Origin of the sequence: Pontivivens ytuae (assembly GCF_015679265.1) — a bacterium.
Classification (GTDB): Bacteria; Pseudomonadota; Alphaproteobacteria; order Rhodobacterales; family Rhodobacteraceae; genus Pontivivens; species Pontivivens ytuae.
In genome coordinates this window covers 100069-125337 of the sequence record NZ_CP064942.1, presented here as the reverse complement: position 1 = coordinate 125337, position 25269 = coordinate 100069, and the positions used below count along the sequence as shown (strand labels likewise).

Annotated in this window: 24 protein-coding genes; 14 read left to right on the top strand and 10 right to left on the bottom strand. The window is 68.3% G+C overall.

Annotated elements, in window-relative coordinates; all coding sequences use genetic code 11:
• Nucleotides 1-191: 191 nt before the first annotated feature.
• From I0K15_RS00405 to I0K15_RS00390, 4 genes are all read left to right on the top strand, one after another.
• Complete coding sequence (locus I0K15_RS00405) at nt 192-1358, top strand: N-acetylmuramoyl-L-alanine amidase family protein (RefSeq protein WP_196103484.1); 1167 nt, start codon at nt 192-194, stop codon at nt 1356-1358.
• A gap of 67 nt (nt 1359-1425) precedes the next feature.
• Nucleotides 1426-3993, top strand: coding sequence for a penicillin-binding protein 1A (locus I0K15_RS00400; RefSeq protein ID WP_196103483.1), 2568 nt, complete (start codon nt 1426-1428; stop codon nt 3991-3993).
• 80 nt (nt 3994-4073) lie between these two features.
• Nucleotides 4074-4778, top strand: coding sequence for a class I SAM-dependent methyltransferase (locus I0K15_RS00395; RefSeq protein WP_230374214.1), 705 nt, complete (start codon nt 4074-4076; stop codon nt 4776-4778).
• A gap of 127 nt (nt 4779-4905) precedes the next feature.
• Nucleotides 4906-6381, top strand: coding sequence for an MFS transporter (locus tag I0K15_RS00390; protein ID WP_230374213.1), 1476 nt, complete (start codon nt 4906-4908; stop codon nt 6379-6381).
• A 206-nt stretch (nt 6382-6587) separates the two neighbouring features.
• On the opposite strand, the gene I0K15_RS00385 is transcribed toward I0K15_RS00390, so the two are convergent.
• Nucleotides 6588-8366, bottom strand: coding sequence for a PQQ-dependent methanol/ethanol family dehydrogenase (locus tag I0K15_RS00385; RefSeq protein WP_196103480.1), 1779 nt, complete (start codon nt 8364-8366; stop codon nt 6588-6590).
• A gap of 173 nt (nt 8367-8539) precedes the next feature.
• Between I0K15_RS00385 and I0K15_RS00380 the strand changes: the two genes are divergently transcribed.
• The 3 genes from I0K15_RS00380 to I0K15_RS00370 all read left to right on the top strand — a co-directional run bounded on the left by I0K15_RS00380 (nt 8540) and on the right by I0K15_RS00370 (nt 10735).
• On the top strand, nt 8540-9076 hold the full coding sequence (locus I0K15_RS00380) for a hypothetical protein (RefSeq protein WP_196103479.1): 537 nt from the start codon (nt 8540-8542) through the stop codon (nt 9074-9076).
• A 76-nt stretch (nt 9077-9152) separates the two neighbouring features.
• The gene (locus I0K15_RS00375; RefSeq protein ID WP_196103478.1) at nt 9153-10118 is read left to right on the top strand and encodes an ABC transporter substrate-binding protein; all 966 of its coding nucleotides are present in this window, start codon (nt 9153-9155) and stop codon (nt 10116-10118) included.
• A 2-nt stretch (nt 10119-10120) separates the two neighbouring features.
• Complete coding sequence (locus I0K15_RS00370) at nt 10121-10735, top strand: ABC transporter ATP-binding protein (protein ID WP_196103477.1); 615 nt, start codon at nt 10121-10123, stop codon at nt 10733-10735.
• Between the two features lie 103 nt (nt 10736-10838).
• Here the strand turns inward: I0K15_RS00370 and I0K15_RS00365 are convergent, their stop codons facing one another.
• The 6 genes from I0K15_RS00365 to I0K15_RS00340 all read right to left on the bottom strand — a co-directional run bounded on the left by I0K15_RS00365 (nt 10839) and on the right by I0K15_RS00340 (nt 15536).
• On the bottom strand, nt 10839-11372 hold the full coding sequence (locus I0K15_RS00365) for a tetratricopeptide repeat protein (protein WP_196103476.1): 534 nt from the start codon (nt 11370-11372) through the stop codon (nt 10839-10841).
• 63 nt (nt 11373-11435) lie between these two features.
• On the bottom strand, nt 11436-12224 hold the full coding sequence (locus I0K15_RS00360; protein WP_196103475.1) for an ABC transporter permease: 789 nt from the start codon (nt 12222-12224) through the stop codon (nt 11436-11438).
• Nucleotides 12221-12934 (bottom strand): ABC transporter ATP-binding protein, encoded by a 714-nt coding sequence (locus I0K15_RS00355; protein ID WP_196103474.1) that lies wholly within the window; start codon nt 12932-12934, stop codon nt 12221-12223. Before I0K15_RS00355 ends, I0K15_RS00360 begins: the two co-directional genes overlap by 4 nt.
• Complete coding sequence (locus tag I0K15_RS00350; protein WP_196103473.1) at nt 12931-13374, bottom strand: hypothetical protein; 444 nt, start codon at nt 13372-13374, stop codon at nt 12931-12933. Before I0K15_RS00350 ends, I0K15_RS00355 begins: the two co-directional genes overlap by 4 nt.
• A gap of 38 nt (nt 13375-13412) precedes the next feature.
• Nucleotides 13413-14369 (bottom strand): YVTN family beta-propeller repeat protein, encoded by a 957-nt coding sequence (locus tag I0K15_RS00345; RefSeq protein ID WP_196103472.1) that lies wholly within the window; start codon nt 14367-14369, stop codon nt 13413-13415.
• A gap of 3 nt (nt 14370-14372) precedes the next feature.
• Nucleotides 14373-15536, bottom strand: a complete 1164-nt coding sequence (locus tag I0K15_RS00340; protein WP_196103471.1) for an ABC transporter substrate-binding protein — start codon at nt 15534-15536, stop codon at nt 14373-14375.
• Between the two features lie 161 nt (nt 15537-15697).
• Here I0K15_RS00340 and pedF point away from each other — a divergent pair, with 161 nt between their 5' ends.
• From pedF to I0K15_RS00305, 7 genes are all read left to right on the top strand, one after another.
• A complete protein-coding gene (gene pedF, locus I0K15_RS00335; RefSeq protein ID WP_196103470.1) occupies nt 15698-16375 on the top strand; it encodes a cytochrome c-550 PedF in 678 nt (225 codons plus the stop codon).
• A 5-nt stretch (nt 16376-16380) separates the two neighbouring features.
• Complete coding sequence (locus I0K15_RS00330) at nt 16381-17271, top strand: substrate-binding periplasmic protein (protein WP_196103469.1); 891 nt, start codon at nt 16381-16383, stop codon at nt 17269-17271.
• An 82-nt stretch (nt 17272-17353) separates the two neighbouring features.
• Complete coding sequence (locus I0K15_RS00325; RefSeq protein WP_196103468.1) at nt 17354-17896, top strand: SRPBCC family protein; 543 nt, start codon at nt 17354-17356, stop codon at nt 17894-17896.
• A gap of 41 nt (nt 17897-17937) precedes the next feature.
• A complete protein-coding gene (locus tag I0K15_RS00320; protein ID WP_196103467.1) occupies nt 17938-18423 on the top strand; it encodes a (2Fe-2S)-binding protein in 486 nt (161 codons plus the stop codon).
• Nucleotides 18424-18499: 76 nt separating this feature from the next.
• Nucleotides 18500-20866: a xanthine dehydrogenase family protein molybdopterin-binding subunit gene (locus I0K15_RS00315; protein ID WP_196103466.1), complete on the top strand. Its 2367-nt coding sequence runs from the start codon at nt 18500-18502 to the stop codon at nt 20864-20866.
• Nucleotides 20863-21087 carry a hypothetical protein gene (locus I0K15_RS00310; protein WP_196103465.1) on the top strand — a complete coding sequence of 75 codons (225 nt, stop codon included), beginning with the start codon at nt 20863-20865 and terminating at the stop codon, nt 21085-21087. Before I0K15_RS00315 ends, I0K15_RS00310 begins: the two co-directional genes overlap by 4 nt.
• Nucleotides 21088-21098: 11 nt before the next feature.
• Nucleotides 21099-21887: an FAD binding domain-containing protein gene (locus tag I0K15_RS00305; RefSeq protein WP_196103464.1), complete on the top strand. Its 789-nt coding sequence runs from the start codon at nt 21099-21101 to the stop codon at nt 21885-21887.
• A 152-nt stretch (nt 21888-22039) separates the two neighbouring features.
• Here I0K15_RS00305 and prfB read toward each other — a convergent pair whose 3' ends face one another.
• The 3 genes from prfB to I0K15_RS00290 form a co-directional block, all read right to left on the bottom strand.
• Nucleotides 22040-23164 (bottom strand): peptide chain release factor 2, encoded by a 1125-nt coding sequence (prfB, locus tag I0K15_RS00300; protein ID WP_196103463.1) that lies wholly within the window; start codon nt 23162-23164, stop codon nt 22040-22042.
• A 150-nt stretch (nt 23165-23314) separates the two neighbouring features.
• Nucleotides 23315-23815 (bottom strand): bactofilin family protein, encoded by a 501-nt coding sequence (locus I0K15_RS00295; RefSeq protein WP_196103462.1) that lies wholly within the window; start codon nt 23813-23815, stop codon nt 23315-23317.
• Nucleotides 23805-25109: a DUF5930 domain-containing protein gene (locus tag I0K15_RS00290; protein ID WP_196103461.1), complete on the bottom strand. Its 1305-nt coding sequence runs from the start codon at nt 25107-25109 to the stop codon at nt 23805-23807. The genes I0K15_RS00295 and I0K15_RS00290 overlap by 11 nt, the downstream gene beginning before the upstream one ends.
• Nucleotides 25110-25269 lie beyond the last annotated feature (160 nt).

Sequence of the window (25269 nt, the reverse complement as noted above, 5' to 3'; positions counted from 1 at the left end):
GCACGGTGGGCGGACGGGTCCGCGACGAATTCTCTACGAAGGTGCGACGGATCGCGCCTTGGTTCCGGTATATGACCACGAAAGCAGCAATTACAATTTGTTTTTGCGCCGCCTTTGCCGGACATGGTATCGAGAAGGCAGAAACGACGGCCTCCTGAACGGGCCGCGACAGGCACGAGCAGGTGCATGACATGCGACAGATCCTGAAGGGGCTCGCCACCGGTGCGCTTGCCCTTGCGTTATGCGGACCGGTTCTGGCCGAGCCGCGCGTCACCGGCATTTCGGCGGATACCGAAGGCTGGCTGAGCAAGACCATGACCCTGCGCATCGCGCTGAGCGAGGTCGCGCCGTTCCGCGTGGCGTTGCCGGAGGATGGCACCGTGCGCGTCGAGTTCGACGGGGCCGAGGCCGCGCCCGACCTGCGGCTGGAGCCCGACGCCTATCTGCAGCGCTACCGCGCCAGCGCCCCAGATGACGAGACGCTGCGCCTCGATATCGGCATCAACCGCGCCGCCGAGCTGGAGCAGGCACGGATCGACCGCAGTGGCGCCGCGCCCGCGCTGGTGCTGACCCTCGCGCTCGCCCGCAGCACCGTGACGCCCGGTGCCGCCCCCCAAGTCGCCGCGGCGGATGCGCTGCCGGTCATCGTGCTCGACCCGGGTCATGGCGGCGTCGATCCCGGCGCCATTCGCGACGGCGTGGCGGAGAAGGAGATCGCGCTCACCTTCGGGCTGGAGCTCGCCGAAGCCCTGCGCGCCACGGGCCGCTACGAGGTGTACCTCACCCGCGAGACCGACACCTTTCTCACCCTGCGCGAGCGGGTGCGGACCGCGCGCAGCCACGGCGCGGCGCTGTTCCTTTCGCTCCACGCCAATACGGTGACGGAGGGCAATGCCTCCGGCGCTGCCGTCTACACCCTCTCCGCCCGCGCCAGCGACCGGGAGGCCGCGGCCCTCGCCGCACTCGAGAACCGTGCCGATGCGGTGGGTGGCGCGCAACTCGCCGTGGAGGACGACGACCTCGCCGCCCTCCTGACAGATATGGCACAGCGGGAGACGAATCTGCGCTCCGTCCACCTGGCCGAGGCGTTGGTGGAGGGGTTGGGCAGCTCCGTCGGTGTGATCCGCTCCAATCCGCATCGCGCGGCCGGCTTCCGCGTGCTGAAAGCGCCGGACGTGCCTTCAGTGCTGGTCGAACTGGGTTTTCTGTCGGATTCAGAAGATCTTGCGAACATGACTTCACCTATCTGGCGGGGCCATGCCGCCGATGGGGTGATTGCGGCAGTCGACGCGTGGGCCTCGCGCGATCGTGTCCTCGCGCCGCAACTCGCAGCGACGTCCGTGCCGCTCCGGGACTGACAGTCGGCGGGCCGGATGATAGATAGACCCGAACTGCGGGCCGGGCCCGCGACGCCAGAGTAGACTTATGCGGTATCTGACTCGTTTCATCGGCTGGGTGTTCTCGGCCCTCGTCCTCGCCATTCCCATGGCGGCCCTCACCGTCGGCTTCGTGATCTGGGCCTATTCCGAGGGGCTACCGGATCCAGAGGAACTGGCGAGCTACGAGCCCCAGACGCTCAGCCGCGTCTATTCCGAGGACGGCATTCTGATGGACGAGTACCTGCGCGAGCGGCGCGTCTTCGTGCCGATCGACGAGGTGCCGGACCTGGTGAAGCAGGCCTTCATCTCCGCCGAGGACAAGAACTTCTACACCCACCCGGGCTTCGACGCGCGCGGCATGGTCTCGGCCGCCATCGACACGCTGCAGGGCAACACCCGCGGCGCCTCCACCATCACGCAGCAGGTGGTAAAGAACTTCCTGCTGTCCGGTGAGCGGGAGATCGAGCGCAAGATCCGCGAGGTCATCCTCGCCGTGCGGCTGGAGAACGTGCTGAGCAAGGATCAGATCCTGGAGCTCTATCTCAACGAGATCTTCCTGGGCCAGAACAGCTACGGCATCGTGGCCGCCGCCAACAACTACTTCGGCAAGACGCTGGAGGAGCTGACGGCGGAGGAGGCGGCCTACCTCGCCGTCCTGCCGAAGGCGCCCTCGACCTATCACCCCGTCCGGCAGGAGAGCCGCGCTATCGCCCGCCGCAACTACGTGCTGCGCGAGATGCAGGAGAACGGCTACCTCACGCAGGAGGAGTTCGAGACGGCCCGCGCGGCCCCGCTCCTCTCCGTCCAGGGCGGTGACTACCAGCCTGCGGAGCAGGTGGCGACCGACCGCAACTACTTCACCGAGGAGATCCGCCGCCAGCTCACCCGCCAGCTCGGCGAGGACCGGCTGCTGACCGGCGGTCTCACCATCCGCGCAACGATTGAGCCCGAGGTGCAGGAGGCCGCGGCCTCGGCCCTGCGCCAGCGCCTCGTGGAGTACGATCGGGAGCGCAGCGGCTATCGCGGCCCGCTCGCCCATATCGAGCAGGAGCTCGACCCGGAGAACGAGGAGCAGTGGCGCCTCGCCCTCGCCGCCACCCGCGGCGTGCGCGACGTGCCCGATTGGCACATGGCGGTCGTCCTCGACATGGACGCCGAAAGTGCCCGCATCGGCATCGAGGGCGTGGACGAGCCCGAGGAGGGCGGCCACCGCCTCTATGTCCGCGATTTCCAATGGGCCCGGCCGCGGCTGGAGGGCACGCGTGTCGGCTCCGCCCCCGACAGCCCCGACGATATCCTCGCGGTCGGCGATGTGATCCTCGTGACCGCGGGCCTCAACGAGGACGGCACCTTCCGCAACTGGAACCTGCGGCAGGTGCCGGAGCTTCAGGGCGCGTTCATGGTGATGGATCACCGCACGGGCCGCGTGCTCGCGATGCAGGGTGGGTTCTCCTACGACGCGACCAGCTTCAACCGCGCGACGCAGGCGACGCGGCAGCCAGGCTCGGCCTTCAAGCCCTTCGTCTACGCCGCCGCCCTCGACAGCGGGTTCACGCCGAACTCCATGATCCTCGATGCGCCCTTCACCATGGAGGTGCCGGGGCAGGAGGACTGGCGGCCGAAGAACTATTCCGGCTCCACTTCCTTCAACGGGCCAACGCTGATGCGCACGGGGCTGGAGCGCTCGCTCAACCTCATGACCGTGCGGATCGCCGATACGGTCGGGATGGACGTGATCGCGGGCTATGCGGAGGATTTCGGCATCTATGACGAGATGCAGCCCTACCTGCCGATCTCCCTCGGCGCGCAGGAAACCACGCTCTACCGCCTGATCTCGGCCTACGCGATGTTCGCGAATGGCGGGCAGGAGGTCGAGCCCACGATGGTAGACCGCATTCAGGATCGGCGTGGCAACACGATCTACCGCCACGATCAGCGGGTGTGCGAGGGGTGCGAGGTCACGGCCTTCTCCGACCAGCCGGAGCCCTTCATCTACTCCACTGCCGAGCGGACGATGAGCCGGATCACGGCCTTCCGCCTGATCTCGATGCTGGAGGGCGTCGTGGACCGGGGCACGGCGGCACGGCTCGCCTCCCTGCCGGTGCCGCTCGCAGGCAAGACCGGCACGACGAACGAGAGCCGGGACGCGTGGTTCATCGGCTTCACGCCGGACATCGTGGCGGGCTGCTATATCGGCTTCGACACGCCCCGCAACATGGGCGAGGGCGGCACCGGCGGCGGCATGTGCGGCCCGGTCTTCCGTGCTTTCATGGAGGATTACCTGGAGCTGCGTCCGGCCGATCCCGGCCGCTTCCAGCCGCCCACCGGCGTCGAAGCGGTCAAGATCGCCCGCGGGTCCGGCGTGCGCCTGCCCGATGCCGCGACCGGCGACTGGGTGTGGGAGGTCTTCCCGAATGGCGCGGCCCCGTCCGTGGGTCAGGCGGCCGCCGTGATCGGCGAGGCCTACGACCTCTCCGACCTGCCGGAGACCACGGGCGGCGATGTCTTTGTCGAGACGCTGCCGGGTAGCGACGCAGGCACCGGGGGCTCCGTCCCCGTACCGGCGCCGCCCTCGATCAGCGACGACGCACTAGGCGGCGGCGGGCTCTACTAGGCCCGCCAGCCACTCCGCCATGGACGCGGAGTGTTCGGCCCGCTAGGTCCTTGCAAAGACTGGATGGCGGGAGGGGTGCAGTGAGTTGGGATCAGTCCGCCGACGCCTGGATCGCGAGCCAGGGCGCGCATGGCGACTTCGCCCGACAATATGTCCTCGACACCCCTATGCTGGCCCGTGTGCGCGCCTTCGCGCCGCGCCGCCTGCTCGATCTCGGCTGCGGCGAGGGCCGCTTCTGCCGCAGGCTCGCGGGCGATGTCGAGGAGCTGACCGGCCTCGATCCCACCACCACCCTCATCGCCCGGGCCCGCGCCCTCGGCGGCGCGCGCTTCGTGGAGGGCCGTGCCGAGCGCATGCCCTTCGCCGATGACAGCTTCGACATGGTCGTGAGCTACTTGACCCTGCTCGATATCGGCGAGATCGACGCGGCCCTGGATGAGGTCCGCCGCGTGCTGCGCCCCGGTGGCCGGGTGCTGATCGCCAACCTCACCGGCTTCGCGACGGCGGCGAACGGTACGTGCGGTACGTGGTCCAGCCGACCTGATGGCAGCCGCGACATGACCGTGCGGCGCTATCTCGAATGCCGTGGTGAGATGGTCGAGTGGAACGGCGTCTCCATCGAGAACTGGCATCGGCCGCTATCGTTCTACATGCAGGCCTTCCTCTCCCGCGGCTTCACGCTCACCCATTTCGACGAGCCCGCGTGCACCGATCCTGCGCACCCCAAGGCGGAAGCCTACGACAACGCGCCCTATCACCTGATGATGGAGTGGCAGGCCCGCTGAGCGCCCGGCCTTCCAGCTTGCCGAGATATCCCCGCCGGAGGCATCTCCGCCCGCCGCACGCGAAAACACATGCCGCGACGCGCTGCCGCACTAGGTTGCCATCCAGCACCCGAGGATGGAGTCCGCCATGACCACCGCCACAGCCGCGCCCGGCGGTCAGGAAACCTTCTGCCCCAAGAAGCGCCGCCGCTTCGTCCTGATCGCCGCCATCCTCGCCTCAGCCATGGGGTTCATCGACGGCTCGGTGGTCTCGGTCGCGGTTCCGGCCATGCGCGAAAGCCTGAACGCCTCGCTCGCCGACATCCAGTGGGTGAACAATGCCTACATGCTCACCCTCTCGGCCTTCATCCTGGTGGGCGGCGCGGCAGGCGACCGCTACGGCGTGGCGCGCGTCTTCGTCTGGGGGATTGGTCTTTTCGTCGTCGCCTCCGTCCTCTGCGCGCTGGCCCCGACGGTGGAGACGCTGATCCCCGCCCGCGCGCTCAAGGGGATCGGGGCGGCGATCATGGTGCCCGGCAGCCTCGCCATCATCTCCAAGAGCTATCCGAAGGGCGAGCGGGGGCAGGCGATCGGCATCTGGGCCGCCGCCTCCGCCGTCACCACCGCCATCGGCCCGATCCTGGGCGGCGCGATCCTGAGCGCGGGCAATGCCGAGTTCTGGCGCGTGATCTTCCTCATCAACTTGCCGATCGGCGCGATCGCGCTGTGGCTGCTGATCGTGAAGGTGCCGCGCGACGAGGCCGAGCACGACGACCCGCTCGACTGGACCGGGGCGGCCCTCGCGACCCTGGCGCTCGGCCTGATCGCCTGGGCGATGACCGGGCCGGAGGGCGAGAACGGCGTGCCGGATACAGGCCATATCGCGACCTTCGGTATCGCGGGCCTCGCCGCACTCGTCGCCTTCGTGGTGTGGGAGGGGCGGGCGAAGCATCCGATGATGCCGCTCAGGCTCTTTGCCATGCCCGGTTTCGCCTCGGCCAATGCGGTGACCTTCACGCTCTACTTCGCGCTGGGTGCCGTGCTCTTCTACCTGCCGATGACGCTGATTTCGGGGTGGGGGATCAGCGAGGTGCAGGTGACGTTGCTCTTCCTGCCGCTCACGCTCTTCATCGCGCCGATGTCGGCACCCATCGGGAAGCTCGCGGACAAGGTCGGCCCCGCGCCGCTGATCGGGGCCGGTTCGGCTTGCGTGGCGCTCGCCTATGCGAGCCTCGCCTACGGGATCGGGTGGCAGAGCTTCTGGGCCCACGTCCTGCCGTCGATGGCGCTGATGGGCTTCGGCATGGGCCTTGTGGTCTCGCCGCTGTCGGCGGCCGTCATGGGATCGGTCGAGGATGAGGACAGCGGCGCCGCCTCCGGCATCAACAACGCGATCAGCCGGATGGCAGGGCTGGTGGCCGTGGCGGCTATGGGCGGCGTCGCGGCGGCGGCCTTTGCCGGGGCGGGGGGAGATGTGACCATCGGCTTCGGCGACCCGGATGCAGGCGCCGATCCCACGAGCGCGGGCTTCGCCGCCATTGCCTGGGTGACGGCCGCCCTGTCGGCGCTGTCGAGCGCGCTCGCCTTCACCACCCTGCGCTGGGGGCCGCCGCAGCCCGATTGAGTAGTGACCCGCGCCCACCCCCGAAACCGTCCCGGCCGAAGCGCCGGGACCTTTCAGAACGAAGCGCCCTCGAGCGAAAGACCCCGGATCAGGTCCGGGGTGGTAACACTCAGAAACGTCCTCCCGTCCTGCGGCGGCGCCCTCGTCGCCACATGAACAAAAAAGCGGCGCCCCGGGGGGCGCCGCAGTCTGACAGGGAGATCGTCTTACTCGCTGGCGGCCAGCTCTTCCGGCAGGCGGAAGGTCCAGAGCAGGCCACCCTGGTTCAGGTAGTTCACGGTCGCGGCCACTTCGCCACCCCAGAGCGGAACCGCGCCGCCCCAGCCGGAGATGACGGAGACGTATTGCGTCCCGTTCTGCTCCCACGTGATCGGCTGGCCGACGATGCCGGAGCCGGTCTGGAAGGACCACAGCTCCTCACCGGTCTCGTCGTCATAGGCGACGAGGTGCCCCTCGGGCGTGCCGGTGAAGACGAGGCCGCCCGCGGTGGTCATCACGCCACCCCAGAGCGGGGCGCCGTTCTGCACCTCCCACACCCACTCGCCGGTCAGTGGGTCGATGGCCTTGAGCGAGCCGATATGGTCCTCGTAGTTCGGCTTGATCGTGAAGCCGGAGCCGAGATAGGCCGCGCCGCGGCGGTAGGTCACCGGCTCGTTCCAGATATCCATGCCCCACTCGTTGGACGGGACGTAGAAGAGGCCGGTGCGCTGGGAATAGGACATCGGCATCCAGTTCTTGCCGCCGAGGAAGGAGGGCGAGGCGAAGATCGTCTCGCCGCGCGCCCCGTCGGCGGAGGCGGAGGGATCGCCGGGCCGGTTCTCCTCGACGAAGATCGGGCGGCCGTTCTCGTCGATGCCTTCGGCCCAGGAGATGTCCTTCACGAAGGGCCAGGCGTCGACGAACGCGCCGTCCTCGCGGTTCAGCACGTAGAAGAAGCCGTTGCGGTCGGCGGTGGCGTAGCGCTGGTTGCCGTCCGCATCCACGAACGGGATCACCTCGTTCACGCCGTCATAGTCCCAGCCCTCGCGCGGGGTGGTCTGGAAGTGCCACTTGATCTCGCCCGTCGCAGGATCGATGCCGAGGCGGGAGGCGGCGTAGAGCGCGTCGCCCATCAGGTCGTCGCTCTCGGTCCCGCCGGCGCGCAGCCAGGAGTTCCAGGGTGCCGGGTTGCCGGTGCCGAAGACCAGCGTGTCGGTGTCCGCGTCATAGGAGCCGCCGAGCCAGGTCGCGCCGCCGCCCGTCTGCCACATGTCGCCGGGCCAGCTCGCATTGAGCTCACCGGTCATGGTGCTCTCCTCCCCGTTGAGGGTGCCCATGTGGCCCTCGATCACGGGGCGGGTCCAGACGAGGTCGCCGTTCTCCACGTTGCGGGCCTGAACCTCGCCGACGATCCCGAACTCGCCGCCGGAGTTGCCGGTGATCACGAGGCCGTCCACGATCAGCGGGGCCGCGGTGTAGGAATAGCCGGCGCGGTAGTCGGCGATCCGGTCGCGCCAGACCACGTCGCCGGTCTTGTAGTCGAGTGCTACGATGGTCGCGTCCAGCGTGCCGAAGATGATCTTGTCGCCGTAGATCGCCGCCCCGCGGTTGACCACGTCGCAGCAGGGCAGGATGCCCTCGGGCAGGCGGGCGTCGTATTGCCAGATCTCCTCGCCTGTCTCCACGTCGATCGCGTAGAGGCGGCTGTAGGAGCCGGTGATGTACATGATGCCGTCATAGACCAGCGGCTGGGTTTCCTGTCCGCGCTGCTTCTCCCCGCCCAGCGAGAAGGCCCAGGCCGGAACCAGGTTCGCCACGTTGTCGCGGTTGAGCGTGTCGAGCGGGCTGTAACGCTGGAGGTGCCGGCCCATGCCGTTCGTCACGACCTGCGTCGTGATGGTCTGGTCGTTGGCGAGATCCTCCTCCGTGACCTGCGCCTGAGCGGCGACGGTGAGCATCGCCGTCGTCGCGGCCAACGTCGCCGCAATGGATGCGAACCGGTTCATATCATTCCTCCCGTTTGCGTTCTCTTGTCGTTGGCCGAATCGCAGATCACGGTGCGTTTCCGGCTGATGGAAGTATTCCGTGACCCCCATGAGCGCGGAATTGGCCATTGGTCGTAGGGGAAGCTTTGCCGGTTCGGAGTAGACTGGAGGCCCGGAAAAAGGAGGACGATACAATGCGTTCGACGTTGATCCTCATCCTCGCCCTGTCGCTTGTACCGCCGGCGGCGGAGGCCGGACCGCTGAGCGGCGCGCGCGAGATCTTCCTGATCGACGGGCAGGGCGAGCGGCTGCGCATCGGGCGGATCCGGTTCGAGGGGGACGGCTACGAGCTCGCCCTCGACGGCGCCGGTTTCGCCGATCATTTCCTCTCGATGCGGCCGTTCCGCTGCATCACGGCGGGTCAGCGGCAGCTCTGTCATCTGGAGTACCCTTACGCCAATGCGCGGGACCTCGGGGCGGAGCTGACGGACCTCGAATACGACCTCCTCTTCGTCTCGAAGGGGGCGGGGGAGTACGGCATCGACATGTGGAACGGCGCCTATTACCGGCTGGAGGCGGATGGCGACGGGCTGACCGGCACGCTGCACGAGGTCGACCTGCGCCCCCTCGCCGTGCCGCCGCCCGCGGGCGAGATGCGGCCGATCCGCGAGCGGGACCTTCACGCGGCCGAGCCCGCCGATCACTGGCTGCCGGTGCTGCGCATCGAATAGGCGCTCGCCTTTGGTCGTATTCAGCTTCGGTGGGCGATCGCTACTCTCAAGGAAAACTTTGGGGAGGACCGATCCAATGAAATTCGTGAAGGCCGCGATCTTCGCATCCCTGCTCGTGACACCGGTCGCGGCGGAGGAACAGCCGGTGCTCCGCGCCGCGGTGCTCGAATACGGCACGGTGAACTGGGAGCTCGACACGATCGAGCGCGAGGGCTTCGACACCGCCAACGGCTTCGACCTGCAGGTGCAGGGCGTGGGCGGCAGTGCGGCCGCGCAAGTGGCCTTCCAGGGCGGCGAGACGGATGTCATCGTCTCCGACTGGCTGTGGGTCGCGCGGCAGCGCGCGGCGGGTCGCGACTACGTCTTCATCCCCTATTCCCGCGCGGTGGGCGGCGTGATGGTGCCGGCGGACAGCGGCGTCGAGAGCCTCGCCGATCTCGCCGGGCAGACCGTGGGCATCGCGGGCGGGCCCCTCGACAAGAGCTGGCTGATCCTGCGCGCCTATGCCCAGCAGGAGCACGGGATGGACCTCGTGGCCGAGACCGAGCAGGTCTTCGGCGCGCCGCCCCTGATCTTCCAGACCGCGATGCAGGGCGAGCTGGGTGGGGCGGTCAACTTCTGGCACTTCATGGCGAAGATGGAGGCGGGCGGCATGCGCCAGATCATCTCCACCGTCGAGGCGGCCGAGGCGTTGGGCCTCGATCCGGACACGCCGCTCCTCGGCTATGTCGTGCGCGGCGAGATGCTGGAGGAGAACCCGGAGCTCGTCGCGGGCCTCGCCGCCGCCTCCCGTGCCGCAAAGGACCTGCTGGCCAGCGACGATGCGGCGTGGGAGCCGCTGCGCGAGCGGATGCGCGCCAATGACGAGGCGCAGTTCGAGGCCCTGAAAGCCGGTTTCCGCGCCGGCATCCCGGCCCCGGGTCCCGTGGACGAGGCCGCCGCCGACCGCATGCTGCGCCTGATGGCGGAGCTCGGCGGGGAGGAGCTGATGGGCACCGCGACTGAGCTGCCCGACGGCCTCTTCGTGCAGCCCGGCCTCTGAGCATGTTCGACACAGGCGGCCCCGGCCCGGTCCTCGCCCTGCAGCTGCGGGGCATGGCCTACGGAGCCGAGGCCGTGCTGGGGCCGCTCGACCTGACCGTTGAGCGGGGGGAGACGGTGGCGATCACCGGTCCGTCGGGCATCGGCAAGTCGACGCTGCTGCGCATCGTGGCGGGGCTGGAGCCCGGCTTCGACGGGCGGCGGGAGGTGCCGGGGCGCATCGCCATGGTCTTTCAGGAGCCGACCCTGCTGCGCTGGCGCTCGGCCCGCGACAACCTGCGGCTCGCCGACGGGATCGATGGCGCGCGCGCCGATGCGGCGCTGGCGGAGGTGGGGCTCGACGGTCTGGGCGACCGCTTCCCCGACCAGCTCTCCCTCGGCCAGCAGCGGCGGCTGGCTCTGGCCCGCGCCTTCGCCTCCGAGCCCGACCTGATGCTGATGGACGAGCCCTTCGTGTCGCTCGACGCGCGGCTCGCCGACGAGATGATGGGACTTTTCGAGGAGCTGCGCGCGCGCCGCCACCTCGGCACGCTCCTGGTCACGCATGTGGCGGCGGAGGCGGAGCGGCTGGCGACCCGCATCCTCACCCTCTCGGGCCGCCCGGCGACCCTCGCCTGACGCTTTCATCTTTCCGGAAAATACGCCCGCCGGAGGCGCACCTGGCCACCGGCGGTGTCGTGAGTATTTGGGCGAACTCGAAAGCCGGGATCAGAAGCCGGGATCAGAAGACGGGGGCGTAGCGCCAGTTGTCCGCGTCGGGCGTGACGACATCGAGGTCGTAGTCGGCGGCGCGCAGGCGCTGAGCGAACTCGATGCCTGCATCCGCCGCGCGGTCGACCATGGCGCGGCCCGCGGCCTCGTCCTGCGGGGTGCCGAAGCCGCGCATCAGGTCGACGCCGTGGTTGAACATGCCCAGCGGATCGCCCGCCTCTGCCGCGCGGCGGTTCCATTCGGCGGAGGCGTCGGGGTCGAATTCGCCGCCGTAGCCGTTCTGATCCATGTAGCTCATCCAGGCCATCGAGGCGGTGTAGCCCGCGTCGGCGCAGGCCTGGAACGTCTCGCGCGCCGGATCATGATCGCCGCTCTTCGTCATGCCGTAGCCCGACGCGCAGTCCATCATCGAGGTCTGGCCGTTGCGGATGTTGTCGATCACCCGGTCCAGCGACATCTCGTCGGGATTGAGGGTGCCGCCCGGATCCTCCTGAGCGAAGGCGGGCGTGGCGAGGAGCAGGCAGGCAAGCACGGTTCTGAGCATGACGGTTCTCCTTTTGCGGGACATATAGCACGAATTCGGCGCGGCCCGCAGGCGACGAAGGTGCTACCGCTTTCGTCGAACCATGCCGCGGGCCGGATCGTAGCCCCAGAGCGCGAGCGCCATGAAGGCGGCGGCGGCGAGCACGGTCCAGCCGAGCGCGTCCGGTTTCACCTCGGCATAGAGCGCGAAGCGGATGAGCTCGACTGCGTGGGTGAAGGGGTTCACCGCGCAGATGTCGCGCAGCAGCTCCGAGCTTTCCGCCATCTTCCACAGCGGGTAGAGCGCGGAGGAGAGGAAGAACATCGGGAAGATGACGAAATTCATCACGCCCGCGAAGTTCTCCAGCTGCTTGATGAATGACGAGAGCGCCAGTCCCAGCGCCCCCAGCATCAGCCCGGCGAGCAGCAGGGCGGGGAGCGCCAGCAGGTAGCCAGGCCATGGCATGGTGATGCCGAAGGCCGCGGCGATGGCGAGGAAGGCGTAGGCCTGCAGGATCGAGATCGTGGTGCCCGCCAAGAGCTTGCAGAAGAGGAGCCACCAGCGGGGCAGGGGCGAGGTGAGCAGCAGCCGCATCGACCCCATCTCCCGGTCGTAGACGAGGCTCAGCGACGACTGCATCCCGTTGAAGAGCAGGATCATGCCGCAGAGCCCCGGCACGATGTAGGTCTCGTAGGTGATGTAGGTCTTGTAGGGCGGAATGATCGAGAGGCCGAGCGCGGCGCGGAAGCCGGCGGCGAAGACCAGCAGCCAGACGAGCGGGCGCACGAGGGCCGCGATGAACCGGCCGCGCTGGCCGAGGAAGCGCAGGAATTCGCGCAGCGCGATGGCCCGGAGGGCGGTGAGCCAGCTCATGCCGGAGCTCCGGTCAGCGCGAGGAAGGTGTCGGCCACGCTGGCTGGGGCGATCTCGCCCGCGATGCCGTCGGCCAGCACCCGGCCGCGATGCACGATGACGAGGCGGTCGTCGGGGCGCACCTCGTCTGTGAGATGCGTGGCCCAGAGCACCGTGAGGCCCTCCTCGGCGCAGAGGCGGTGCACATGCTCCGTGATCGCGGCGCGGGAGGCGGCGTCGAGGCCCACGGTCGGCTCGTCGAGCAGGAGGACCGAGGGGCGGTGGATCAGGGCGCGGGCGATCTCCACCCGGCGCCGCTGTCCGCCGCTGAGTTCGCGGGCCTTGGTTTCGGCGCGATCCGTGAGGCCCGCGCGGTCCAGCGCCGCCTCGGACCGTTCGGCCGCGTCACGGCCCGAGAGGCCGTGCAGGGCCGCGAAATAGGTCAGGTTGCGCCGGACGCTCAGGTCCATGTCGAGGGTCGGCTGCTGGAAGACCACGCCGATCTCCGCCAGCGCCTTGCGCGGGGCGGTGGCGATGTCGTGCCCGGCCACCGCGATCCGCCCCTCGGTCGTGGTGAAGAGCCGGGTGAGCAGGGCGAAGAGCGTGGATTTCCCCGCCCCGTTCGGCCCGAGCAGCGCGCAGAACGACCCGCGCTCCACGTTGAACGAGAAGGCGTCGAGCGCCCGGTTCGCACCGTAGGAGAACCCGACGCCCTGGACCGACAGGGTCAACGGATGGAGATCTCCAGCCGCTGGGTCTCCCCGGTCGAGCCCGGCACCATCAGGTGGTAGCTGCCGGGCTTGATGGCGATGAAGCCGACCTCCATCGTGCCCGCCTCGTCGAACTCGACGGAGTCGAGCCCGAGCGGGCGGATCTCAAGCCCCTCGATGACGATCTCGTCGATCCAGATGGCGCGGAAGAACTCGGGCCCGACGAGGGCGAGTTCCTGGCTCCCGTCCGCCTCGATCTCGATCTCGTAATAGGTGCCCGATTGCAGCTCCAGCGGCGCGTCGGCCAGCGGCATGCCCGCGCTCAGCGTGATCGGCGGCAGGTCCTCCTTGTTGCCCGCCGACAGCAGGCCCGCGAGGCCGAAGCGGTTGTCGTCGTCATCGTCGGCCAGCGCCGGCAGTGCGGCGAGCAGTGCGCAGCCCAAGAGAAGCGTGCGAAGCATGAAGTATCCTCCCGATGGTCGTTGTTTTGGGTCTTTGGTTATTCGGTGGGCCGGTAGGCGGCCCCCCATGGGAAGCGGCCGACCTTGATCGTGTTCGTCGCCTCGCGGTTCTCCACATCGATGACGCTCACATCGCCCGAGACGCCGTTGGTGGTGAAGAGCAGCGACTTGTCGCCGTTGAAGGCCATGTGCCAGACCCGGCGGCCGACGAGGATATAGTCCTCGACCTCATAGGTCTCGGCATTGACGACGGCGACATGGTTGGAGGGTCCGAGGGCGACGAAGGCGAAGGCCTCGTCCTCGGTCAGCTCGAAGCCCACGGGCTGCACCCGGTCGGGGTGGATGCCCTGCACCTCGAACTCGATCTTGGCGAGCTCCGCCTGGCTTTCCACGTCGAAGACGCTGATGGTCCCGCCGATCTCGGCCGAGACCCAGAGCTCCGTCCCGTCCTTCACGAATTCCGCGTGGCGCGGACGCGAGTCGACGAGGGTGTTGGCGAAGAGCTCCTGCGTCTCGGTGTCGATCCAATGCGCCATGTTGGTGGTCTCGGAGGTGGTGATGGCGATGGCCCCGTCGGGGCTCACGGCCATGCCCTCCGGCTCGATGCCGACGTCGATCTGGGCGATCACCGTCCGGCTCTCGGTATCCACGACGGTGGTGATCGCGTCGTCCTCGTTGGCGATGTAGAGGTGGCGGTTGTTGGGGTGCAGCACGAACTGCTCGGGATCCTCGCCGGAGGGTAGATCGTGCAGGATCTCGCCGGTCTCGGGATCCATCACCTGCACCGCGTCGCTGTCGGAGGCGCAGATGTAGACCACGGAATAGTCGTGGGCGAAGGTGATGCCGCGGGGGCGCTCACCGGTTTCGATCGTGCGCACGACCTCCTGTGTCTCCACATCGATGACGCTGATCGTGTCGTCCTTCTCGTTCGTCACCCAGATCTCGTCGGCGAGGGCCGGGGAGGCAGCGAGCAGCAGGGGCAGGATGTAGCGCATCTCTCACTCCGTGAAGGCGGTGCAGGTGGTTTCGGGCGCGTCCGAGCCCAGCGTGTCGAGCTCGGAGGTCGGGTGCAGGAACCCCTCCAACGGGGCCATGGCGACGACGGCGCGTTCGGTGACGAGGGGGATCGGCTGGCGGAGCTGGCCGTTCCACGGTCGGAAGCTCATGGGACGGCCCTTGAAGCCCGCAAGCTCGAAGGATTCCGACAGGATGTACTCGCGCAAGGCAGGCGCCTCGGCGGAGCCCGCGCGCGTCACGGCCTCGCCGATGGTGCGCATCGCGGCCCAGGCGCCGTAATCGTCGGGGCGCATGGGGCGGCTCGCGTGCTCCTCGAACCTGTTCTGGAGCTGCGCCGCACCCCATTGCTCGACCACCGGCGCCCAGGCGACGGCGGTGAGCCCTTCGGAGCCCGCGACGGGCCGCGGCTCCCAGGTGTTGTAGGCGATGTAGCGGCCGAAATCGTGGATCTCGTCGGCGATCAGCAGGATGTCGTGATCCCGTAGCTCTTGGGTGAAGAGCGGCACCTCCTGGCTCGCGTTCCGGCGCATGTCGGCGTCGAAGGCCCATTCGGCTTCGTCGCTGAGCTCCAGTCCGAACTTCTCAAGCGAGCCGCGCAGGGCTTCGGCATAGGCGATGTCGTCGGGGTGGGTGCCGTAGACCAGCGCCGTCTCGTCCCACCGGCGGAAGACCAGGAACTGGGCAAGCGCGTCGGTGCGCATAGCGTTGGAGGGCAGGGCGTGCAGCACGTTCGCCCGGCAATCGGTGCCGCGCAGCCGGTCGTCCCCGGCGGTGGCGTTGAAGAGGATCGCGCCCGCGGCCTCCGGCAGATCGGCGACCGTCAGCAGGGCGTCGGCGGGGGCGTCCACGATGAGGAGGGAGCTGGTGCCGAGGGCCTGGACCGCCGCCGCGGCGAAGTCGCCGCCGGGCGCGACGCTCACGACCTCCAGCGCCCAGTCCTGGCCCATGAAGCGGCCCGTGGTGGCGTTGTCGGCGAGGCCGACTTCCGCGCCCGCGATGCCCTCATCCTCCGGGATCGGGTCGAGATTGGACAGGACCGGCGGGGCCTCGACCTCCTGCCGCAGGTAGACCACGTCCACCGTGACTTGTGCCGAGACGGCAGTCGCGCACAGCATCGATGCTGCGAAGATCGCGGCGTTGCGCATCGTCCTCCCCTTTTTTCGTTTTGAGAACGCTAGCAAGCGCCGCCACGCAGCCGAATACGACCAATGTCTAGGCAAACGGCCCGCCGCCTTGGCCGAAGGTCTAATTCCGCGCCGCCGGGGCGCGTGCCTATGCTTTGGGCAACAATACTTGGAGGACACCCATGGCCCGCATCATCCGCCTCGGCGCGCTCGCGCTGATCACCTCGACCGGTCTCGCCTTTGCCCACGGCGACGTGGCCCCCCAGGCGGTGGACACCAGCGGTCTGCCGGAGGTCGGCGAGGACTGGGCCTTCGAGAACCCCTATCGCGGCGATCCGGAGGTCTATGCCACCGCGATCGATATCGGCGCGTCGGGCTACAACCAGAACTGCGCGCGGTGCCACGGCCTCGGCGGCGTGTCGGGCGGGCTCGCGCCCGACCTGCGGTTCCTGGAGGCCGACGAGTTCGGCGACGAGTGGTACGTGGAGCGCTACCGCAACGGCTACACCCAGAACGGTATCACGCGGATGCCGGCCTTCGGCGAGCTTCTGGGGCAGGAGGCCGCGTGGGCCATCCGCTCCTATATCGAGACGCGGCCCGACGACCAGCAGATCACCGAGAAGACGCCGGAGCTGCGCACGATCCGCGACCAGCTCGTGGAGTGGTCCGACGGGGGCGAGGCCGATCCCGAGGCCGCGAAGGCCGAGCTGATGGCGATCGCGGACGAGATCGAGACCCTGTCGGGCGCCGATCTCGCCGACAGCGTCGCCCTGCGCGCCGCCCAGCAGATCGACGGGACCGAGGCGTCCTATGCCAAGGCGGCCGAGACGCTGACGATCGGCCTGTCGGCGGCGAACTGACCCGGATGCGGCTGGCCTTCGCGCTTCCGCTCATCGCGGCCCTCGCCCCGGCGGGCGAGGCGCTGGCCCGGTGCGAGAACTGGACCCCGCAGGCGCGCCCGCAGAACACGGCGCGCGACATCGTGGGGACCGACCTCGACACCATCATGGAGCGGGGCTTCATCACCTTCGCCGCCTACGAGGATTATCCACCCTGGTCCTATGAGGAGGGCGGGCGGCCCGCGGGCGTCGATATCGAGATCGGCGCGCTCATCGCCGAGTACATCGGCGTCGAGCCGCGCTACAATCTCGTCGCGGCGGGCGAGAACCTGGAGGAGGACCTGCGCAACCAGGTCTGGAAGGGGCCGCTGATCGGCGGCGCCGTCTCCAACGTCATGCTGCACGTGCCCTATGACAGCGAGTTCGCCTGTCGGGTGGAGCAGGTGGTCTTCACCGGGCAGTACGCGACCGAGAGCCTCGCCATCGCCTACGACCCGGCCGTCTATCCCGACGATGCGCCGACGGTGCCCTATTTCCGGTACGAGACGGTGGCGGTGGAGAACGACACGCTGTCCGACTTCTTCCTTTCCGGCGCGTTCGGCGGGCAGATGCGCGGTAATGTCCGCCGCTTCCGCACCCATGCGGATGCCATGGCGGCGCTGGCCGCGGGCGAGGTCACGGCGGCGATGGGGCCGAAGGCGGAGCTGGAGGCGGGCCTGACCGATGCTCTGGCGCTGCACCAGCCGCCGATCCCGGGCCTCGCGCGCGGTGAGTGGACGCTGGGCGTCGCCGTCCACCACGCCTACCGCGCGCTGGGCTACACGGTGGACGATGCGATCCGCGAGGGGCTGACCAGCGGTGCGATCGAGGAGATCTTCGCCCGCCACGGCCTCAGTTTCGACGCGCCGGAACGATGAGTTTCGTCGCGGCACCCTCCCTTGGTCGAATGGCGCGGCGGGGGCGGCCCGATACACTCGAACCCCAGAACAGGAGAGACCCATGGAGCTGAAGGACAGCCGCGAGATCGCCGCCCCGCGCGAAAACGTCTGGGCGGCCCTGATGGACCCCGAGGTGCTCAAGGCCTGCATCCCCGGCTGTCAGGAGATGACGGGCTCGCCCGAGGAGGGCTTCGAAGCCGTCGTCGTCCAGAAGGTCGGCCCCGTGAAGGCGACCTTCAAGGGCGCCGTGTCGCTCGAGAACATGACCGCGCCCGAGGCCGCGACGCTGACCGGTGAGGGCAAGGGGGGCGCCGCGGGGTTCGCCAAGGGCGGCGCCGACATCCGGCTGGAGGAGGTGCCCGGCGGCACGATGCTCCACTACGACGTGACCGCGAAGGTGGGCGGCAAGCTCGCGCAGCTCGGCTCCCGCATCGTGGACGGGTTCGCCAAGAAGATGGCCGACCAGTTCTTCGAGCGCTTCAAGGCGGAGATCGAGGGACCGGCGGCACCCGCGGAGGAGCCGGAGCCGGAACTCGTCGAGGCCGGTGAGGAGGCCCCGCGCAAGGGAATGTTCGGACGGCTCTTCAAGGGTCGCACCGCCTGAAAAAACTCATAACAATAACAAACACCAAGATGGAGGAATCGATGTCCAACGTGACGATGACGGTGAACGGCAAGGAGGTCTCGGGCGAGATCGAAGGCCGCACCCTGCTGGTGGAATTCCTGCGTGAGGGGCTGGGTCTCACCGGCACCCATGTGGGCTGCGACACGTCCCAGTGCGGCGCCTGCGTCGTACATGTGGACGGCCACGCCGTGAAGGCCTGCACCATGTTCGCCGCGGACGCGGAAGGGGCCGAGGTCAAGACGATCGAGGGCATGGCCAATGCCGACGGCTCGCTGGGCACGATCCAGCAGGCCTTCCAGGATTACCACGGGCTGCAGTGCGGGTTCTGCACGCCGGGCATGGTCATGATCGCCGCCGACCTGCTCGCCAAGAACCCCAGCCCGACCGAGCACGAGATCCGCGACTACCTCGAAGGCAATATCTGCCGCTGCACCGGCTACCACAACATCGTGAAGGCCATTCAGGCGGCCGCGGGCCAACAGGTCCAGCCCGTCGCGGCGGAGTAACGACAGACACACACACTCAGCAACAACGGGGCAGGGACGCGCCAAGACGCCCGCCCCCGGCAAGGGAGGATTTCACATGCCGAAGGATACCGGGATCGGGGCCAGCTCGAAGCGCCGGGAGGACCTGCGCTTCCTCACGGGCAATGGCAAATACACCGACGACATCAACGTGACGGGCCAGGCGCACGCCTTCTTCGTCCGCTCAGACATGGCGCATGGCAAGATCAATGCGCTCGACGTGAGTGCGGCCGAGGCTGCGGAGGGCGTGCTCAAGGTCTTCACCGCCGCCGACTTCGCCGAGGTGGGCGGCATCCCCTGCGGCTGGCAGGTCACCGACCGCCACGGCCAGCCGATGCAGGAGCCCAAGCACCCCGTGCTGGCCGAGGGCAAGGTGCGCCATGTGGGCGACCCCTATGCCGTGGTCGTGGCCGAGACGCTGGAGCAGGCGCGCGACGCCGCCGAACTGATCGAGGCGGATATCGAGGAGCTGCCGGCCGTCATCGACATGAAGGCCGCGGTCGCCGATGGCGCGCCGAAGGTCCACGACGATCTGACCTCGAACCTCTGCTACGACTGGGGCTTCGTTGAGGAGAACCGCGACGCCGTGGACGAGGCCATCAAGGGCGCGCACCACGTCACGACGCTGGAGCTCACCAACAACCGCCTCGTCGCCAACCCGATGGAGCCCCGCGTGGCCATCGGCGAGTACGATGCCTGGAAGGATGAGCACACGCTCTACACCACCTCCCAGAACCCGCATGTGATCCGGCTGCTGATGGGCGCCTTCGTGCTCGGCATTCCCGAGCACAAGCTGCGCGTCGTGGCCCCGGATGTGGGCGGCGGCTTCGGCACCAAGATCTTCCACTATGCCGAGGAGGCGTTCTGCACCTTCGCGGCCAAGGCGCTGAAGCGGCCGGTGAAGTGGACCGCGTCCCGGTCCGAGGCGTTCATGTCCGACGCCCATGGCCGCGATCACGTCACCAAGATCGAGCTCGCGATGGACGAAGAGGGCAAGTTCCTCGCCCTGCGCACTGACACCTACGCCAATATGGGCGCGTATCTGTCGACCTTCGCGCCCTCGGTCCCGACCTGGCTGCACGGCACGCTGATGGCGGGCAACTACACCACGCCGCTGATCTATGTGAATGTGAAGGCGGTCTTTACCAACACCGTGCCGGTCGACGCCTATCGTGGGGCGGGGCGCCCCGAGGCGACCTTCCAGCTCGAGCGGGTCATCGACAAGGCCGCGCGCGAGATGGGGATCGACCCGGTGGAGCTGCGCCGGCGCAACTTCATCGACAAGTCGCAGTTCCCCTACGCCACCCCGGTGGCGGTGGAGTACGACACCGGCGACTACCATGCGACGCTCGACAAGCTGCTGGAGATCTCCGACCGCGACGGGTTCGAGGCGCGCAAGGCGGAGTCCAAGGCCCGCGGCAAGCTGCGCGGCTACGGCATCGCCCACTATATCGAGGCCTGCGGCATCGCGCCGTCGAACCTCGTGGGTCAGCTCGGTGCCCGCGCCGGTCTCTACGAGAGTGCGACCGTGCGGGTGAACGCCACCGGCTCGATCAGCGTCATGACTGGCTCGCACAGCCACGGGCAGGGGCATGAGACGTCCTTTGCCCAGGTCGTCGCCGACATGCTCGGCATCGACGAGGGGCAGGTGGATATCGTGCACGGTGACACCGCGCGCACCCCGATGGGCATGGGCACCTACGGCTCCCGCTCCATCGCGGTCGGCGGATCGGCCATGGTCCGCGCCACCGAAAAGATCATCACGAAGGCGAAGAAGATCGCGTCCCACCTGATGGAGGCATCCGAGAGCGACGTCGAGTTCGCCAACGGCCAGTTCACCGTCGCGGGCACCGACAAGTCGGTCGCCTGGGGCGATGTCTGCCTCGCGGCCTACGTCCCCCACAACTACCCGCTGGAGGATATCGAGCCGGGGCTGGAGGAGAGTGCCTTCTACGATCCGGCGAACTTCACCTATCCCTCGGGCGGATATGCCTGCGAAGTGGAGGTCGATCCCGAGACCGGCAAGGTCGACGTCGTCGCCTTCTCGGCCGCGGACGATTTCGGCAACGTCATCAACCCGATGATCGTCGAGGGCCAGGTCCATGGCGGCGTCGCCCAGGGCATCGGCCAGGCGGTGCTGGAGAACTGCGTCTACGACGCGGACGGGCAGCTTCTGACCGGCTCCTACATGGACTACGCCATGCCGCGGGCCTACGATGTACCGATGTTCACCGTCGACCATTCCTGCCAGACGCCGTGCACCCACAACCCGCTGGGGGTGAAGGGCTGCGGTGAGGCCGGGGCCATCGGCTCTCCGCCCGCGATCGTCAACGCGGTGATCGACGCGCTCAGCGAGCACGGGGTCGAGCATATCGACATGCCGCTCTCGCCCCAGCGCGTCTGGGCCGCGATGAACTCCGCATGACGGACAACCGGAAACAGGGGGGTGGGTTCTGGTCGGGCTCGAAGAATTCGTTCTGGCTCGAGCTTTTCCTCACCTTCCCGTTCCTGATCTGGCTCGTCCTGTCGGCCGGCATCGGCATCGGCGTGTGGATCTTCATGGAGGCGGAGATCGCCTTTGGAGTATTCATCTTCGTCGGCTTCGTGGTGCCGGCCATCTTCAAATTCCTCTTAAGCCTCGGCTAGGGAGACTGAACATGTACAGCTTTGACTTCGTGAAACCTTCGACCGTTGCGGAGGCCGTGCAGGCCCTCGCGGGCGGTGAGGCACAGGCGCTCGGCGGCGGACAGACGCTGATCCCGACGCTCAAGCAGCGCCTCGCCGATCCGGGCACGCTGGTGAGCCTCGCCCATATCGACGAGATGAAATATGTCCGGCAGGAGGGCGACGCCGTCGTGATCGGCGGCGGCACGACCCACGCCATGGTCGCACGTGCGGTCGCCGACATCTATCCGGGCCTCGCCGATCTCGCGGGCCGCATCGGCGATCCCGCGGTGCGCCACCGCGGGACGATCGGCGGCAGCCTCGCCAACAACGATCCCTCGGCGTGCTACCCGGCGGTCGCCTTGGCGTCGGGGGCCACGATCATCACCGACAAGCGGGAGATCGCGGCGGACGACTATTTCGAGGGCATGTTCGCGACCGCGCTCGACGAGGGCGAGATCATCACCGGTGTGCGGTTCCCGATCCCGGAGAAGGCGCACTACGCCAAGATGCCCCAGCCCGCGAGCCGCTTCCCGCTGGTCGCGGCCTTCGTCGCCAAGTACGCGGACGGCGTGCGCGTCGGCGTGACGGGCGCGAGCGAGAACGGCGTCTTCCGCTGGACGGAAGCCGAGCAGGCGCTCTCCTCCAACTTCTCCGCCGACGCCCTGTCGGGCCTCAGCTACCCGGAGGAGGACATGATCGGCGACATCCACGGGACGAAGGCCTACCGCGCCCACCTCGTCGGCGTCATGACCAAACGCGCCGTCCAGGCGATGAGCTGATACCGGACCGGGAGCGGCGAGAGAGCCGCTCCCACCTTCATCTGTCCGAATATATCCCGGGGCCGAAGGCTGTCTCGGAAACGCTTCGGCGGAGCGTTTCAGGCCGGAGCGGGCGGAGCCCACGACCGGGGCAACGCCTCGGTCGGTCGGCCTCACGCCTCGGCGTTCGCTTCCGCGCGGCTCTTGCCGGTGGCACCCTGTGCCAGCGTGGCGGCCATGAAGCCGTCGAGATCACCGTCGAGTACCCCTTGCGTGTCGGAGGTCTCCACCCCCGTGCGCAGATCCTTCACCATCTGGTAGGGCTGCAGGACGTAGGAGCGGATCTGGTTGCCCCAGCCCGCGTCGCCCTTGGCCTCGTGCGCCTCGGTGATCGCCGCGTTCCGCTTGTCGAGCTCCATCTGGTAGAGCCGCGATTTCAGCGCCTTCATCGCGATATCGCGGTTCTGGTGCTGCGACTTCTCGGAGCTCGTCACCACGATGTTCGTCGGGATGTGCGTGATCCGCACGGCGGAGTCGGTGGTGTTGACGTGCTGACCACCGGCGCCGGAGGAGCGATAGGTGTCGATGCGGATGTCGGCGGGATTCACCTCGATCTCGATATCGTCGTCCACCACCGGATAGACCCAGACGGAGCTGAAGGAGGTGTGCCGCCGCGCCGCGCTGTCATAGGGCGAGATGCGCACGAGCCGGTGCACGCCGCTTTCGCCCTTCAGCCAGCCATAGGCGTTCTCGCCGGAGATCTTGTAGGCGGCGGACTTGATGCCCGCCTCTTCGCCCGCGCTCTCGGACTGGAGCTCGACCTTGTAGCCGTGCTGCTCGGCCCAGCGGACATACATGCGGGCGAGCATCGCGGCCCAGTCGCAGCTCTCGGTGCCGCCTGCGCCCGCGTTGATCTCGAGGAAGGTGTCGTTGCCGTCGGCCTCGCCGTCGAGCAGAGCCTCCAGCTCCTTCTGCGCGGCGCGCTCCTTCAGCGCGCGGATCGCGCCCTCGGCTTCGGCCACCACATCCGCATCTTCCTCGGCCTCGCCCATCTCGATGAGCTCGATATTGTCGGAGAGGTCCTGTTTCAGCCCCGCATGGGTGTCGATGGCGTCCGACAGCGTCTGCCGCTCGCGCATCAGCTTCTGCGCGCGGGCCGGATCGTTCCACAGCTCCGGATCCTCGCTCATCGCGTTGAGCTCCTCGAGCCGGAACGCCGCCGTCTCGCCCAGGCGCTGCTCCAGCAACGACAGGCTCTTCTCGATGTCGGTGACGATGTTGGCGATTTCGGCGCGCATGGTCGTGGGATCCCGGGGCTGCTTGAGTGACGGTTAGATAACGATCCGACCGGGGGAGGTCAAAGGGGCGGGGCCGTGATGCGAAAGCCAGCCTGCAAAGCAAAAGCCCGGCCGCGACGGGCCGGGCTCGATCAGTAGAAGCTCAGTGCGTCAGGCGGACGCCGCTTCCTTCTTCGCCGGGGCGGCAGCGCCCTGGGAGAGCGGATCGTCCGAGCGCTGGACGGAGCCCTCGAAATGCGCGCCGCTCTCGATGGCGATCGTCTTGTGGATGATGTCGCCCTCAACGCGGGCGGTGGAGGTGAGGCGGACCTTCAGGCCCCGCACCCGGCCCACCACGCGGCCGTTCACGACGAGGTCATCGGCGATCACTTCGCCCTTCACCGTGGCGCCCTCGCCGACGGTCAGCAGGTGGGCGCGGATGTCACCCTCCACGTTGCCCTCGATCTGGATATCGCCCGAGGTCTCGACATTGCCCTTGATGTTGAGGTCCGAGGACAGGACCGACGGGGATGCCTTCGGCTTCGGTGCGGCGGGCGCCGGGCTGCCGGTCGGCGGCGTCTTCGGCGCGGCGGACCCGGACGCTGCGGGCGCGGCCTTGTCGTCGGCCTTCGGCGTCTCGATCGGGTCGTTGATCTTGCTTTTAGAGAACATCTTCAGCAGCCTTCAAATAGGTCATCGGGTCAACGGGCTCACCGCCCAGGCGGATCTCGTAGTGTAGATGGGAGCCGGTGGACCGACCGGTGGAGCCCATGTCCCCGATACGGTCGCCGCGCGTCACTTCATCACCCACCGCGACGTGAATCCGATGCAGGTGAGCATAGACGGTTTCGAAACCGAAAGCATGCCTGATCTTGACAACGTTGCCATAGGCGCCCTGACGGTTCGCATAGGTCACGGTGCCCTCGGCGGCCGCGGTGATCGCGGTGCCGACGGGCCCGGCGAAGTCCAGCCCCTCGTGCCGCCGGATGCGCCCGTTGATCGGGTCGCGGCGGTTGCCGAACCGGCTCGATGTGCGGTGCGGGCCCGCGACCGGGTGGTCGAAGGGCATCCGCTCCATCGCGATCCGGCGCATGTTGAGCTGGTCGATCTGGCCCAGCAGCAGCATCAGGCGCGCGGCCTGCGGGTTCTGCATGATGAGGTGTGCTTCCTCATCCTCGGACATGACCTCGGGACCACCCTGGCCGACATAGCTGCCCTGGAGCTGGTCCATCAGCGCGTCGACATCGGTGCCCGCCCGCTGGAAGACGCCGTCGAGCTCGGCGATGCCGCCTTCGACCGCCTGCTCAAGCCGGGTGAAGACCCGCTCCTGCTGTTGCTCGGCGAGGATCGCGCGGGTCTCCAGCGCGGTCTTCACTTCGTCGAAGGCCGCAACCTCGGCCGCCATCATGTCACGATCGGCCGCGGTGCGGTCGAGATTGTCGAGGAGCAGCGAGACGGTGCGCACCAGATCCTCGGCCTCCATCTCCCGCGCGACGGCGCTGCGCTCCACGGCGGCGAGCCGCTCAACGCTGGCCGCAAGATCCGCCTCGCGCTCCGCCAGCTCCCGCGCCCGGGCGTCGAGCTTGGCGTGCATGTCCTCGCCCGCCGTCTGCGCCTCGGTCGCCGTCTCGGTCAGGGCGATCAGATCGGCCTGCTGTGCGGCGAGAAGGGCGGTGGCCTGCTCGGCCCGGACCCGCGCTTCCTCCGCGGCCGCGGCATAGGCGGCGCGCTGTTCAGTCAGTTCGGCAATGCGGCTTTCGTGCATGCCGCGGACGACCGTGGTGGAGGTTCCGCCCTCCGGTCCGCTCAGTGCGGCGACCGACAGGGCGGTCGCCGTCAGCGTCCAGCCCGCGAGCAGAACCCCGCCCGCGCAGGCCGCCGCCTGGGTCAGTGGCGTCAGGCGCACATGCGCTACATCGTCACCAGATTTCAGATAGACACGTTTCTCCGGCAGAAGCCGGTCCAACAGCCCTTGAGATCCCATCCCTAGCCCCTCGTTTTGCCCCACCACCGCAGGCGTGTTCTTGCGATGGCCCGCTCTCCGCCCCCGTCTCGCGACGAGGTCCCCTCGGTTTGCGGTGATTCACGGCTAGACGACGGAAAAGGCAGGTTCAACCGTTCAAGGG